At 65.7% G+C, this 12,774-nt stretch carries 15 protein-coding genes; 10 read left to right on the forward strand and 5 right to left on the reverse strand.

Annotated elements, in window-relative coordinates; all coding sequences use genetic code 11:
- Positions 1 to 85: 85 nt before the first annotated feature.
- The 3 genes from JZ792_RS11325 to JZ792_RS41945 all read right to left on the reverse strand — a co-directional run bounded on the left by JZ792_RS11325 (position 86) and on the right by JZ792_RS41945 (position 4,059).
- Entirely contained in the window at positions 86 to 1,744 is a 1,659-nt protein-coding gene (locus tag JZ792_RS11325; RefSeq protein WP_216909691.1) for an acyl-CoA synthetase, read from the reverse strand.
- 136 nt (positions 1,745 to 1,880) lie between these two features.
- Positions 1,881 to 3,506 (reverse strand): acyl-CoA synthetase, encoded by a 1,626-nt coding sequence (locus tag JZ792_RS11330; protein ID WP_216909693.1) that lies wholly within the window; start codon positions 3,504 to 3,506, stop codon positions 1,881 to 1,883.
- 259 nt (positions 3,507 to 3,765) lie between these two features.
- A complete protein-coding gene (locus JZ792_RS41945; protein WP_254189648.1) occupies positions 3,766 to 4,059 on the reverse strand; it encodes an ArsR/SmtB family transcription factor in 294 nt (97 codons plus the stop codon).
- Positions 4,060 to 4,452: 393 nt separating this feature from the next.
- Between JZ792_RS41945 and JZ792_RS11340 the strand changes: the two genes are divergently transcribed.
- From JZ792_RS11340 to JZ792_RS11375, 8 genes are all read left to right on the forward strand, one after another.
- Positions 4,453 to 5,130, forward strand: coding sequence for a hypothetical protein (locus JZ792_RS11340; RefSeq protein WP_216909695.1), 678 nt, complete (start codon positions 4,453 to 4,455; stop codon positions 5,128 to 5,130).
- A gap of 315 nt (positions 5,131 to 5,445) precedes the next feature.
- Complete coding sequence (locus tag JZ792_RS41950; protein WP_216909697.1) at positions 5,446 to 5,901, forward strand: T6SS immunity protein Tdi1 domain-containing protein; 456 nt, start codon at positions 5,446 to 5,448, stop codon at positions 5,899 to 5,901.
- Between the two features lie 57 nt (positions 5,902 to 5,958).
- Positions 5,959 to 6,711: an ATP-grasp domain-containing protein gene (locus tag JZ792_RS11350; RefSeq protein WP_216909699.1), complete on the forward strand. Its 753-nt coding sequence runs from the start codon at positions 5,959 to 5,961 to the stop codon at positions 6,709 to 6,711.
- A 56-nt stretch (positions 6,712 to 6,767) separates the two neighbouring features.
- Positions 6,768 to 7,097 (forward strand): MazG nucleotide pyrophosphohydrolase domain-containing protein, encoded by a 330-nt coding sequence (locus JZ792_RS11355; RefSeq protein WP_216909701.1) that lies wholly within the window; start codon positions 6,768 to 6,770, stop codon positions 7,095 to 7,097.
- A gap of 271 nt (positions 7,098 to 7,368) precedes the next feature.
- Positions 7,369 to 7,629, forward strand: a complete 261-nt coding sequence (locus tag JZ792_RS11360; RefSeq protein ID WP_216909703.1) for a hypothetical protein — start codon at positions 7,369 to 7,371, stop codon at positions 7,627 to 7,629.
- Positions 7,630 to 7,635: 6 nt separating this feature from the next.
- Positions 7,636 to 7,908, forward strand: coding sequence for a hypothetical protein (locus JZ792_RS11365; RefSeq protein ID WP_216909705.1), 273 nt, complete (start codon positions 7,636 to 7,638; stop codon positions 7,906 to 7,908).
- A gap of 48 nt (positions 7,909 to 7,956) precedes the next feature.
- Positions 7,957 to 8,421, forward strand: a complete 465-nt coding sequence (locus JZ792_RS11370; RefSeq protein WP_216909707.1) for a helix-turn-helix domain-containing protein — start codon at positions 7,957 to 7,959, stop codon at positions 8,419 to 8,421.
- Positions 8,418 to 8,858 carry a hypothetical protein gene (locus JZ792_RS11375; protein WP_216909709.1) on the forward strand — a complete coding sequence of 147 codons (441 nt, stop codon included), beginning with the start codon at positions 8,418 to 8,420 and terminating at the stop codon, positions 8,856 to 8,858. Before JZ792_RS11370 ends, JZ792_RS11375 begins: the two co-directional genes overlap by 4 nt.
- Before the next feature lie 82 nt (positions 8,859 to 8,940).
- Here JZ792_RS11375 and JZ792_RS11380 read toward each other — a convergent pair whose 3' ends face one another.
- Positions 8,941 to 10,170 carry an acyl-CoA dehydrogenase family protein gene (locus tag JZ792_RS11380; protein WP_216909711.1) on the reverse strand — a complete coding sequence of 410 codons (1,230 nt, stop codon included), beginning with the start codon at positions 10,168 to 10,170 and terminating at the stop codon, positions 8,941 to 8,943.
- A 35-nt stretch (positions 10,171 to 10,205) separates the two neighbouring features.
- Entirely contained in the window at positions 10,206 to 11,600 is a 1,395-nt protein-coding gene (locus JZ792_RS11385) for an acyl-CoA dehydrogenase family protein (protein WP_438804327.1), read from the reverse strand.
- A gap of 277 nt (positions 11,601 to 11,877) precedes the next feature.
- On the opposite strand from JZ792_RS11385, the gene JZ792_RS41955 reads away from it, so the two are divergent.
- Together JZ792_RS41955 and JZ792_RS41960 are read left to right on the forward strand one after the other, a co-directional pair.
- Positions 11,878 to 12,396 carry a glycosyltransferase family 39 protein gene (locus JZ792_RS41955; RefSeq protein WP_254189649.1) on the forward strand — a complete coding sequence of 173 codons (519 nt, stop codon included), beginning with the start codon at positions 11,878 to 11,880 and terminating at the stop codon, positions 12,394 to 12,396.
- The gene (locus JZ792_RS41960) at positions 12,377 to 12,697 is read left to right on the forward strand and encodes a hypothetical protein (protein WP_254189650.1); all 321 of its coding nucleotides are present in this window, start codon (positions 12,377 to 12,379) and stop codon (positions 12,695 to 12,697) included. Before JZ792_RS41955 ends, JZ792_RS41960 begins: the two co-directional genes overlap by 20 nt.
- Positions 12,698 to 12,774: the final 77 nt, after the last annotated feature.

The raw sequence follows: 12,774 nt of genomic DNA on the forward strand, positions 1-12,774 counted from the left end.
ATCGTCCTGGTGGGTGGCCGAGGCGGATTCGAATCGGGCCGACCCGAATGGGCGGGCCCGAATTCGTCGAACGCGGTGCGGCGGTTCAGCCGTCGATATCCATCTCGATCAGCGGTTTGCGCAGCAGTTTGCCGGTCGCGTTGCGCGGCAGTTCGTCGAGGAAGATCACCTCGCGTGGCACCTTGTACCTGGCGAGATTCGCCTTGACGTATTCCTTGATCTCCTGTGGATCACGCGCGGATTCCGGTCCCGGGACGACGAAGGCGCGCAGGCGTTTGCCGAATTCACGGTCGTCGACGCCGACGACGGCGGCCTCGAACACGTCGTCGCGGCCCGCGATCAGGTTCTCCACCTCGAGGGGGAAGACGTTCTCGCCGCCGGAGACGATCATGTCGTCGTCGCGCCCGTCGATGTAGAGCAGGCCGTCGGCGTCGAAATGCCCGACGTCGCCGCTGGACATCATGCCGTCGACCATTTCCTTGGTGCGCCCGTCGGTGTAACCGGTGAAGGCGAAACCGTTGTCGACGAAGATGGTGCCGGTGATGTTCGGCTCGGTGATCCGCTTGCGGTCCTCGTCCAGCAGCACGATCCTGATGCCGACCGGGGCCTTACCCGCCGTGGTCGGCGCCTTGCGCAGATCCTCGGGTGTCGCGACGGTCATGACCGCGCATTCGGTGGAGCCGTAGAGGTTGTAGAGGCTGTCGTTGAAGTAGTCCAGGGTCCGGGTGACGACGTCGGGTGCGATGGCCGATCCCGCGGCGAAGATCACCTTGATACCGCTGGGGTCGTATTTCGCGAGCACGTCCTGGCCCAGGTCGAGAATGCGTTGCAGCATCGTCGGCACCACGACGAGCGAATCCGCCTTGTACCGTTCGATATTCACCAGCGTCAGTTCCGGATCGAAGCGGCGCTGCTGGAAGACCACGCGATTGCCGAGGGCGAGACCGAGGGTGAACTGCGACAGCCCGGTGCCGTGGAAGATCGGGGCGGCCATGATCATGGTCCCGTTGTTGGGAAGCGGCACCCGGTCGACGAACTGCGCGGAGGCGAACGGGCTCACCCGGTCGCGCGGGGCGCCCTTGGGGGTGCCGGTAGTGCCGCTGGTCAGAATGACGAGCCCGCCCGGCTTGTCGGGGGCGTGCAGCGGCGAGGTCGAGTGACCCTCCGATACCGATTCCAGGGCCGGAATCGACGGGTCCGCGCCGTCCTTCTCGTCGACCCAGGTGAGAATTCGGGGGATATCGGCGGGGATCGCGCTCATCAGGTCGAGGAATTCGCTGTCGTGCAGCACCGCCTTGACCTTCTCGCGCGTGGCGACGTCGGCGAACTGCGGTTTCGCGAACCCGGTGTTCATCAGTACCGCGCGCACCCCGAGTTTGCCTGCCGCGAGCAGACTCAGCACCATGCCGCGGTGATCGCGAGCGAGCAGCGCGATCACGTCGCCCGGCTCGATTCCGCGCGCTTGGAGTCCGCGCGCGAGCGCGCTGGATTGTTCGTTGAGTTCGCCGAAGGTCAGCTCACCGCGTTCGTCCACGATGGCCGCCGCGTGCGGCCTGGTCTGCGCGGCGTGCATGACCACGCCGGCGAAAGGGCCGAATTTCAGCACGTTGAACGCCGACCGGGCGGCGTGGTCGGGGCGCAACGGATTGAACAGCCGCCGTTTCACCATGACATTCACGCCTAGGGCGGCATCGGCGGCTTTGCGCGCGGTGCCACCCAGGGCAGGGAAGGAAAGAGACGCCATCGACAACAACCTTCCGCGATCCACCCACGAAAGACTGGGGGTGAAGTGAACCGCAACCTCGGGATCCAGTGTGGTGCCGACAATAGCAAGCGACTCTGGAGCCCGGCGGTCGTCGTCTCAGACACCGGGTTGTTTTCTACGCCTTCACCTCGTATTCGACGAGTACGCGCCGCAGCAGTTTCCCGGTCGTGTTGCGGGGGAGGTCATCGAGGAAGACGACCTCGCGTGGCACCTTGTAGCGGGCCAGAGTCTCCTTGACGTAGGCCTTGATCTCGTCGGCGTCGGGCGAGTGGCCCGGTTCGGCGACGACGAACGCGCGCAGGCGTTTTCCGAATTCGGCGTCGTCGACCCCGACGACCGCCGCGTCGAAGACATCGGGCCGTTCCAGCAGCAGGTTCTCGACCTCCTGCGGGAAGACGTTCTCGCCGCCGGAGACGATCATGTCGTCGTCACGGCCGTCGACCATGAGCAGGCCGTGCTCTTCGAAATGGCCGACATCGCCGCTGGACATGTAGCCGTCGATGATCTGCTTGTGGCGGCCGTCGGTGTAGCCCTCGAAGGGCGCGCCGCTGCGAATGAAGATCCGCGCCGTCACGCCCACGTCGGTGACGCGTTTGCCGTTGTCGTCGTAGAGTCGCACCTCGCAGGTGATGGGCGCGCGCCCGACCGTTCCGGGCGCCAGCGCCAGATCCCGCGGCGAGGCGACGGTGGCGACCGCGCATTCGGTCGACCCGTACAGGTTGTAGACGACCGGCCCGAACACCTCCGCGGCCTTGGTGCTGAGTTCGGGGGACAGCGCCGAACCGGCGAGCACGATCGATGTCAGCGAAGACAGGTCGTAGGCGGCGCGGACCTCGGCGGGCAGTTCGGTCATCCGGTGCAGCATCGTCGGCACCGCGACCAGCATCTCGGCCTTGTTGTCGGCGATCATCTTCAGCGTCGCCTCGGCGTCGAAGCGGCGGCGCAGCACCACCTTGTTGCCGAGCGTCGCGCCGACGAGCCAGGTCGCCAGCCCGGTGCTGTGGAAGATCGGCGACACGATGACCTGGGTTCCGCCCTTCGGGAAGGGGAGCAGGTCGACCAGTTGCGCGGTCGCCAGCGGAGAGGTCTTGCTGCGCGGCGCGCCCTTGGGCAGTCCGGTGGTGCCGCTGGTCAGAATGATGAAACCGCCCGGCTTGGACGGGTTGGGCAGCGGTTCGGTGGAATTGGCCGCGATCAGATCGTCGAGGGACTGCTCGCCCTCGGGGATGTCGGCGCCCTCGTCCACCCAGGTCAGATAGCGCGGTAGCTCCGGGGGTAGCGCGTCGAGCAGGCCGAGGAATTCGCTGTCGTGCAGCATCGCCTCGACATGTTCGCGCTCGCACACCGCGGCGAACTGCGGTTTGGCGAAGCCGGTGTTCATCAGGGCGACCCGCACGCCGAGTTTTCCCGCGGCGACCATCGTCAGGATCAGGCCGCGATGGTCGCGGCACAGCACGCCGATCACGGTGCCCTGGGTGATGCCCGCCGCGCGCAACCCGCGGGCGATCGCGGTGGACTGTTCGTCCAGTTGGCGATAGGTCAGCTCGCCGCGTTCGTCGACGAGTGCGGGAGCGTCCGGGGTGACCCTGGCCGAATGCCGGACCGAGGTCGCCTGCGGGCCGAAGACCTGGGACTCCTTGATGGTGCGCAATGTCTCCAGTGGTTTACGAGGATCGGTGACCCCCCGGGTGCGAAGTAGTCCTATGGCCTTGACGGCCTCGACCGCGTGCGCAACCTTCATTGGCGGAAACCTCCACAGCGAACTCACCGAGCCTTCGGCCGAGCGAGACCGAACGGCATGTTCGCTCACGGTAGCAAGGTGTGTCCCGGGTCACAGTAGAAGCGACAATATGGGATATCGAAGCGTTGTGAATTGTCCGGAATCGTGAGCCCGGAAGGTGGATCCGCGGGTTCTCCGGGCAGGATTACAGTCGGCGACAAGAGTGTTCGGCCGGGTATTCGACCTGGTCGAGGCCGAAATCGGGTCGGCCGGGTCGCGGTCAGCGTCTGGCGCTGGCCAACGCCACCATCAGCGGAACGACGCGGCCCTTCGGCACCTCGAATCGTCCGCGGCCCGCCGTCTGCAACCAGCCGACAGCGGCCAGTTGCCGCAAGTGGTGGTAGATCTGCGCCGAGGTGCCGACGCCGTCGAGTTCCGCGAGATCGGAGGCGGTGCGACGTCCGGCGAGGATCGCTCGCAGCAACCGCAGTCGCACCGGACTGCTCAGTGCGGCAAGACATTCCGCCGCGCCGTCGGCGTCGTCGAGCAGCAGGTCGTCGGTGGTGAACGCCATCTGCCACCCGTACTCGTCCCCGGCCCGGCGGGCAACCGCCCCGAGCCGGTCACCAGCACGCCGCCGTTGGTCACACCGGAACCGGAGAATTCGGCGCGCAACCGGTTCACCGCCCAGAGTTCGTCCCCGGGTGCGGTGGTATCGGCCTGCGCGGGTGTCGCACGGCCGCCTTCGAGCGCCGCGATTCTGCGCTCCAGTTCCGCGACGCGTCCTTCCAGATCCACGCGACCGAGACTAGGGAGTGTCGCCTCCGCCTGCAACGGCTGGCGGCCGTCGACCGCGCCGGCCGTCCCCGATGTCGTCAATTCTTCGCGCCCCCTTACCTATTCGTGACCGGATCGGGATGTGCCGCCACCTGTCGTGACGTCGCGCCGGGGAAGCTAGGGTGCACGCATGCGTATCGCGGCCTTGGCGGCTCTGGTTCTTCTCGCGGCGGCCTGCTCGTCGTCGACCGATCATTCCTCGCACGAAACGCCCACGTCGACGCCCGCGGCGACCGTCGCGCCGTCCACGTCGGCGGCGGCGAAAGCCGCACCCGGCAGCGGCGCTCCGATCAAGGAAGTGGTGTCGTGGGTGAACGAGGGTTCCGAGGTCAGCGGTACGAAATACGCGGCAGCGACCACCGATGACGGTGTGAGCACCGAACTCGACAGCGGCGACCGGGCATTCACCAGCCCGACCGGCAAGATCAAATGCATGAGCGACGGTCACGAGGGCCGACACAGCCTGGTCTGCCTGGTCGACCTGAAGAATCCGCCCGCGCAGCCGTCGGATCGTCAGGGCAACTGGGTCGGCGGCTGGGTGGAATTCTCCGGACAGACCTTGACGGTGGGCGGATTGCACGGCGACCCCGGACCGTTCCTGCGCGGATACGGCAGCCAACTGCCCTACGGCTCCCGGATCAGCCTGCACGGCAACCGGTGCCGGATGGATTCGAGCGGCCTGCTGTGCGTGAACGCCGACGCCGGAACAGGTTTCCGAGTCAGCGACGCGGGCGTGATTCCCTTCGGTTGTCTCTCGGAGGAATCGGTGCCGCGCGAAGTGAACGCGGGCGAATACTTCACCTGCTGAACCCGATTGCCCGCGGCCGAGTTGTTCCGGCATGCACGCGGTATGGTGCGCGCCGAGACAGCCGGGAAATGACGCAGAAAATCCAGTCGACGCATAGCCGGTCTCCTCGAAGAGTTACCGGGCGCAGTTTGCTGAAATCCATCCGCCGAAATCCCCCGAACATCGGCGGCGCCTGCGCGTTCGAAGGCCGGGCGTCGCCGTTCGGTGGCCCCATCGGTAGGTGAGGGTATCGGTGTCGGCGCGAATCCCGGTGAATCAGGGCACGCCGCGCGTGTATCGGGCGGAATCGGCGGTGAACGTGAGTAGGGTCGCGGTGTGCAACTAGTCAAGCCGTTCACGGCGCAACAGTTCGAAGAAGGCCTCCGTTCGTGGAAATGGATAGGCCTCGACGACAAGACACCCCTGTGCGCATCGCTTTTCGGCGATGTCTTCTTCGAAGCCGAAGACGGACTGTGGTGGCTGGACACACTCAACGGTGAACTCACCCGCCCGTGGGAAACTCCGGACGAACTCGAAGCCGAACTCGACACCCCCGACGGCATGGAGCAATATCTGCTGGCCGGCCTCGCCGTCGCGGCGGCCGAAAGTGGTCTCGTCCCCGACGAAGACGCCGTCTACGACTTCAATCACCCCCCGATCCTCGGCGGCGAACTCTCCATCGAGAACCTCCGCGTCCTCGATTTCGCGGTCAGCCTCAACATCTCCGGCCAGATCCACCAGCAGGTGGCGACGCTGCCGCCCGGCGCGGAAGTCGACATCGATATCCGATAGCCGAAACCGGTCCGGCCGGGGTTGTATCGCGGGGACGTTCCACGATTCAGGGGATTCATGATCACCACCGCGTACCTCCAAGGCCAAGGCCCGCGCTGGCTTCGACACGAGGAGCGGTTGCTGGCCGAGGGGTTGGGCCGCCTCGGCATACCGATCCGGTTCTACGTCCTGAAACGAATTCAACGCAGGCAACTTCCACTCGGCCCTGAAACGATGGTGGCGGGCGACATGGACGCGATGCACGGCGCCATGAGCCAACTGCGAATTCCGATACCGCACGCCGACGACTACCCGGCGAGCCTGCGGGAATATCTCCGGCGAACGGTGTGGACGTCGACGCTGGGCGAGGTCGAACGCGCGCTGGAGGCGGGAATGGCACCCACCTTCGTCAAACCCGCACGGCGGAGAAAGAACTTCACCGGCACCGTCTGCTATTCCGAGCGCGATATCGCCGCGCTGGGAAATATCAGCAGGCGCCAGGAAGTGTGGTGCTCCGAAATCGTCACCTGGATCGCCGAATTCCGCGTCTACGTCATCGATCGGCGCATCGTCACGGTCTCCCGCTACAGCGGCGACCGGTCGATATCACCCGACATGAACGTCATCGAATCCGCCATCGCGACCTATCATGATTCCGGAACCGCCCCGATCGCCTACGGTATCGATTTCGGCGTCCTGAACACCGGCGAAACCGCATTGGTCGAAGTCAACGACGGTTATGCGCTCGGTGCGTACGAGATCGATGCGGACCTCTACACGGAACTGGTCACCCGCCGCTGGAGTGAATTGCTCACCACCGCGGAGTCGTAGGTGCGAAGGTGACAAGCTGATCCGCCGCACCCCGAAGATGTTGGTAGACATGGTGGATGGACTTCGACGAGCTTCGCTCACGCGCGATCCGGATTCACGACATGTACGACGAATTGAACCTCGCTGAGCGTGGTCGAACCTGGTCCCGTCAGGATTTCATGCTCGGCTTCATCGGCGACGTCGGAGATCTCGCCAAACTGGTCATGGCAGCCGAGGGCACCCGCACCGTGCCCGGCGGCCAGGACGCGTTGGAACACGAACTCGCCGACTGCCTGTGGTCGGTGCTGATCCTCGCGCACCGCTACGACGTGGACCTACCGGCGGTCTTCACACGCACGATGGACGAACTCGAAGAGATCATCGGTGGTCGTCTCGGCACCGAGTGAAGTCCGAGCCCGAGCCCGATCCGGCTCGCCGGATCGGGCTTCTGTTGTGCAACTGTTCATTTCAGCTCGCTCCTCAACTCGACGCCCTATGCTCTCTGCGTCGGGGGTGGTCTCACAAGCTGCGCGGATCAGGTTGCCGCTTTCGTAGTGTGCCTGTGGCTTCGCCGACGGGTAGATGACGGGGCTGACGTTCGGGGCCGAATCTCGCGTGCCCATCAAGTGGATCTGCTGGTTCTCGTCGGTCCGAATCGGTTCAGAGAGAGGGTGTTCCATGCCGTTCGACCCCGATGCTCGGAAGGTTCGGATCCCGCCGGGTGAGCTGCACGGCCGATTGAACTCCGCGGGCTGCACGTGGAATGTGGAACTCTGTGCCGCTGAGCTGTCATCGTTGCGGGTCAGTGATCCGGGTGCGTTCCGGGTGCTCGTCGGCTTGATGGAGACCGCCGCCGAAAGTGGACTACCGGCCTCGTGGAACGGTGACGGCTATCGGGTGCCCGTCGGTGATCGAGTCGGGCGTCGTGATTTCGGTTGACGGGACATGCCCTGGCTCGGAGAACTCCGCGTCGACGAGCGCGCCCCGAAGAAACCGTCGAGGCCGGGAAACGCTCGCGAACACCGCCTGTACTTCGGAGAGCCGGACGTGCCGACCGACCTGGTCCTGGGCTCGGGCGTGGGCACCAAGCGTGGGCAGGAGAGTCATGTGGGTAGTAAGCAGACAGCACAGATGAAGCAGGCGATGTGGGCGATCATCCGTTGGTGCGAGGAGGCGATTCCTCCGACGACCTGGCGTGTCTGGAACTGGAACTGCTAGCGTTGACTTTTAAGTCAGCATTCTCGGAGAAGCGAAGGAGGGTTCTGTATGAACATCCCTGGTCTGGAGCCGTTGAGTGCTGCGGAGCGGCTGGGTGTCGACCTCGCGAAGTCCGAATACGAGCTGATCCGGCAGTTGGTTGCTCGGCGGTCGGCAGCGGGCATCAAGCCAGCAGAGTTGGCCCGTCGGATGGGCGTCGATCGGAGCACGATCAGCCGCTTCGAGGCCGGGGGAACGAATCCCACCATGGCGACTCTCAATCGCTATGCCGAGGCTATCGGCGCCATGATCACCTACGACGTCCAGCCATATCATGTCTGGCAGAGCAAGTCGCAGGCCGGAAACGCCGTGCTGCGGTCGGTGACCGTTGTCGCCGACAACGAGCAGTCGGGCACCGGCACGACCGATCTACCCGATGATGTACACGTTCGGGGGGGGCGCAGCGCGCGTCGGCCATCGCGTACATATGTGCTGAGGGAGTCGTCGGTCGATCGATCAGCGTCCGCGCAATGACCAAGCTGGCAGATTGGACGTTGCATCACGTCGATCCGGACCGTTTGCTGTACCAGCTCATCGATCCGGATGATCCCGAGGACGTCCCCTCTTGGTTCGCCGAGGTGACGGCCGGGGGGATGAAGTTGGAAAGCGGCGATAAGGGCGCCGTTCTGGTGACGATGGAAACCAGAACTCGGGCGAAATTCTATGTCGCCGCAGTGTCGGTGGTCGGTGTCTTCAAGGCCGATGGTCGGTCGGCGACCAGCGAAACGGACGATTCGATCCTCGACGCCAGCACGAGGGAGGAAGTCGATGAATTCGCGCGGACTGTCGTGAATGTCCTGCACCCGTTTCTGCGCGCCGAGTTGTTCATGCTGACAAGTCGTTTCAGCGGAAAGCCGGGCATCATGCTTCAGCCGACCGCAATTCTGGGACAACAGGCGAAGCCCGACTGAACAGCCTTGCGGATTCCGGACGGTACGAAAATCGGTGCCGGTCGACACTGCGACCGGCACCGATTTTCTGTTGTCCGATAACCTATTTCAGCTCGGCACTCGTCTTCCCGAGTACCCGGCGCGCCACGATCAACTGCTGGATCTGCTGGGTGCCTTCGAAGATGTCGAGGATCTTGGAATCGCGACCCCACTTCTCCAACAGCGTGCGCTGGGAGTAGCCGATGGCTCCGGCGAGTTCGACGGCCTTGAGGGTGACATCGGTGCCGGTGCGGCCGGCTTTGGCCTTGGACATGGAGGCTTCGAGGGAGTTCGGCTTCTTGTTGTCGGCCATCCACGCGGCGCGCAGTGAAAGCAGGTATGCCGCTTCGTAATCGGCTTCCATGCGCAGGAATTCGGCGGCCGCGGCGTGCTGGTTGTTCGCGGGGATGTCGTAGGAGATCTCGACGCCCGCGTCGGTGAGGATGGTCCGCAGTTCTTCGAGGGCGGCGCGGGCGACGCCGACGGCCATCGCGGCGACGAGGGGGCGGGTGTTGTCGAAGGTCTGCATGACCCCGGCGAAACCCTTCTCCACGTTGACTTCCGGGCTGCCGAGGATGTTGTCGGCGGGGATGCGGCAGTCCTGCAACAGCAGTACGGCGGTGTCGGAGGCCTTGATGCCGAGTTTGTGCTCGAGGCGGGCCACCGAGAGGCCGGGGGCGTCGCGCGGGACGACGAAGGATTTGATGGCCGCGCGCCCGAGGCTCTTGTCGACGGTCGCCCACACCACGATGTGGGTGGAGCGCTCACCGGCGGTGACGAAGATCTTCTCGCCGTTGAGGACCCATTCGTCGCCGTCGCGCACGGCGGTGGTGGTGACGGCGGCGGAGTCCGATCCGAAGGACGGTTCGGTGATGGCCATGGCGGCCCACACCTTGCCGAAACGTTCCAGCTGCTCGTCGGTGGCGACGGCGGCGATGGCCGCGTTGCCCAGGCCCTGATAGGGGATCGACAGCATGAGGCCGACGTCGCCCCACGAGGTTTCCAGCGCGTTCAGCAGGGCGGACATGTTGCCGCCGTTGCTGTTGCCGAGCAGTTCGGTCGAGTGCGGGTCCTTGGCGCTGTCGTCGGACCGTCCGCCCGCCGCGCCGCCGATCTTCTGGGTGCCCGAATCCGCGAGACCTTCCACCATGGCGGCCATGGCGTCCAGTTCGACGGGGTAGTCGTGCTCGGCGAGGTCGTACTTGCGCGAGATCGGGCGGAAGATCTCCTGGGCGACCTGGTGGGCCTGGTTGGCGCTGGCCCGCAGTTTCTTGGGGAGTTCGAGGTTGATCATGGGTGAGGTCTCCTGAAATACGCGATCGGGCCGGGTCAGACGAGCACGACACCTTCGGCGATGCCGATGGACCGCAGATCGCGGTACCAGCGCTCGACCGGGTGTTCCTTGGTGAAGCCGTGGCCGCCGAGCAGCTGGACGCCGTCGAGACCGATCTGCATGCCCTTGTCGGTGGCGAGTTTGCGGGCCAGCGCGGCCTCGCGGGCGAAGGAGAGACCCTGTTCCGCGCGCGAGGCGCCGCGCAGGGTGACCAGCCGCAGTCCGTCGAGTTCGATCGCGATATTGGCGACCATGAACGCGACCGCCTGACGGTTCGAGATGGGTTCGCCGAACGCCTCGCGCTCGTTCACGTACGGAATCACGTAGTCGAGTACGGCCTGGCCGGTGCCCGCGGCGAGCGAAGCCCAGCCGAGGCGGGCCAGGCGGACCGCGTCCGCGTATTCCTCGGCGCGGGTCGCGGCGTCACCGTCGCCGAGGATCGCGTCGGTACCGACCGCGACATTGTCGAGCAGCAGTCGGCCGAGGCCCGCGGCGCGCAGACCCATGCTCGGGTCGGCTTCCACGACCAGGCCGGGTGCGTCGGATTCGACGATGAACAGCGCGGGACGGCCGTCCAGTTCGGCGGCGATGATGAACAGTTCGGCGTCGGCGGCGGCCGGGACCAGGCTCTTGACGCCGTTGAGGCGGTAGCCGCTGGGGGAGCGGGTGGCCTTGGTCTGGAGCGCGAACGGGTCGAACAGGGCGCGGGGCTCGGAGATGACGACCGAGGCCTGCGGCACGTTCTCGCCGGTGAAGGCGGGCAGGTAGGTCTGCTGCTGGGCGTCGGTGCCCCACTGCGAGAGGGCGACCGTGACACCGCTGGGAGCCAGGATCGGCAGCGCCAGCCCCATATCGCCGTGCGCGAGCGCTTCGGCGACCATCGAGTTGGTGACCGCGCCGCGCTCGGAGGCCGCGCCTTCGAGTTCCTCGGGCACGTTGATCAGGGTGATGCCGAGTTGGGCCGCGCGCTCGAGCAGGTCGCGCGGGGCCTGGGTCGCGGCGTCGGCGTCGAAAGCGGCGGGACGCAGGATCTCGGCGGCGAAATCGCGCACCGTCTCCACGATCATCTGCTGCTCATCGGAGGGGGTGATGTCGAAGAGGTCTTTTCGCGTCGACTCGTTGTTCGCCAGGCGCTTGGGACGCCCGCCGCCCGCGACCTTGCCGAACGCGCGGGTGGCTGCCCCGAGGGTGCGGAACCCGGTCTTGGTGCCTTCGTAGGTGGCCCGTTCGATCGGTTTGCGCAGGTTGTACTTCTCGACGAGTTCGGACCCGGTCAGGGTGGTCATCACCCGCATCGCGGCGCCCATCCAGTCCCGCTTGGGCTGGCTGAGGCCGACGGCGGACGTATCAGGACGTCGCTTCGTCGCGCTGTCTCGAGTGCTCATCATCACCTGTTTCTCCGGTGGGGCGGGGCGAATCTTTCCCAGCAATCTTACTCCTGAGTAAGTCTATCTTACTCCAGAGTAAGAACTGCGTCGAGCCGATGTGTGCGGATTGTTGTCCGGGTGCCGGTGTGATGTCCGGTACACAGCTGGACAACCGTCCGATTGTCGGTCGCTCCGCGAGTTTCCCGCATGACGGGGTGGTGAGCAATGGAACGGGCGGAAATCGGAACTAGTGGGAAATTTCCGGTGGCGGCACTGTGTCCGAGCATGGGAGAGTGGCCGAATGTACTGGGTGGCGGGGATTTTCGCCGCGGTCCTCGCGGCGTTCGCGAACCGGTACGGCTACCACCGCGACGAGCTGTACTTCATGGCGGCGGGCCGTCGGCTGGACTGGGGATATGCCGATCAGCCACCGCTGACGCCCCTGCTGGCCCGCGCGATGACGGCGATCGACCCGGATTCACTGGTCCTGCTCCGGTTGCCCGCGCTGGTGGCGGCGACGCTGGTCGTGCTGTGCGCCGGATGGATGGCGGGCGCGTTCGGGGGCGGACGCGGTGCGCGCGCTCTCGCGGCGGCCACGGTCGCGGGCGCGGCGCTGACGCTCGGGGCCGGCCACATGCTGAACACCGCGGTGTTCGACCTGGCGGCATGGTCGGTGATCTGCCTGCTCACGGTGCGATTGCTGCGTGCGGAGGAGCACGGCGGCGACCCGCGGTGGTGGCTCGTGATCGGCGTGGTGGTCGGCCTGGGACTACAGAACAAATTGTTGCTGATCTTCCCGGTTGTCGTACTCGTCGTCTGACAACTACGGTGAGGCGGGCGCGATCGAGCGTTTCGGCGCGCCCTACGATCTGCCCACACCGCATTCGGGCCACAACGCGTACTGGTGGTGGGGACCGCCGGACGATTCGGCCGTCGAGGTGCTCACCGTCGGCGTCGACCGCGAACAACTCGATCGATACTGCACCGAGGTCGAATCGGCGGGACGGATCGACAACGGTCTCGGCATCGATAACGACGAGCAGGGCGCGCCGATGAATATCTGCCGTGGTCCGCGCGTGCCGTTGGCCGAGATATGGCCGAGGATCCGCCACCTCGGGTGAGGATGTGGGCACGTCGGCACGGTGTCGATACGCAGCGGTTTCGAGGCATCGCGCGTTCGGGCCGTACCGCCCGGCGA

Source organism: Nocardia noduli (genome assembly GCF_019038455.1).
Taxonomy (GTDB): domain Bacteria; phylum Actinomycetota; class Actinomycetes; order Mycobacteriales; family Mycobacteriaceae; genus Nocardia; species Nocardia noduli.

Excerpts from the sequence above, each read along its gene's own strand:
- JZ792_RS11380 (WP_216909711.1), bottom strand. The coding sequence starts at position 10,170 with ATGATCAACCTCGAACTCCCCAAGAAACTGCGGGCCAGCGCCAACCAG.
- JZ792_RS11355 (WP_216909701.1), top strand. The coding sequence starts at position 6,768 with ATGGACTTCGACGAGCTTCGCTCACGCGCGATCCGGATTCACGACATG.
- JZ792_RS11340 (WP_216909695.1), top strand. The coding sequence starts at position 4,453 with ATGCGTATCGCGGCCTTGGCGGCTCTGGTTCTTCTCGCGGCGGCCTGC.
- JZ792_RS11375 (WP_216909709.1), top strand. The coding sequence starts at position 8,418 with ATGACCAAGCTGGCAGATTGGACGTTGCATCACGTCGATCCGGACCGT.
- JZ792_RS11370 (WP_216909707.1), top strand. The coding sequence starts at position 7,957 with ATGAACATCCCTGGTCTGGAGCCGTTGAGTGCTGCGGAGCGGCTGGGT.
- JZ792_RS41955 (WP_254189649.1), top strand. The coding sequence starts at position 11,878 with ATGTACTGGGTGGCGGGGATTTTCGCCGCGGTCCTCGCGGCGTTCGCG.
- JZ792_RS11350 (WP_216909699.1), top strand. The coding sequence starts at position 5,959 with ATGATCACCACCGCGTACCTCCAAGGCCAAGGCCCGCGCTGGCTTCGA.
- JZ792_RS11330 (WP_216909693.1), bottom strand. The coding sequence starts at position 3,506 with ATGAAGGTTGCGCACGCGGTCGAGGCCGTCAAGGCCATAGGACTACTT.
- JZ792_RS11325 (WP_216909691.1), bottom strand. The coding sequence starts at position 1,744 with ATGGCGTCTCTTTCCTTCCCTGCCCTGGGTGGCACCGCGCGCAAAGCC.
- JZ792_RS41945 (WP_254189648.1), bottom strand. The coding sequence starts at position 4,059 with ATGGCGTTCACCACCGACGACCTGCTGCTCGACGACGCCGACGGCGCG.
- JZ792_RS11360 (WP_216909703.1), top strand. The coding sequence starts at position 7,369 with ATGCCGTTCGACCCCGATGCTCGGAAGGTTCGGATCCCGCCGGGTGAG.
- JZ792_RS11365 (WP_216909705.1), top strand. The coding sequence starts at position 7,636 with ATGCCCTGGCTCGGAGAACTCCGCGTCGACGAGCGCGCCCCGAAGAAA.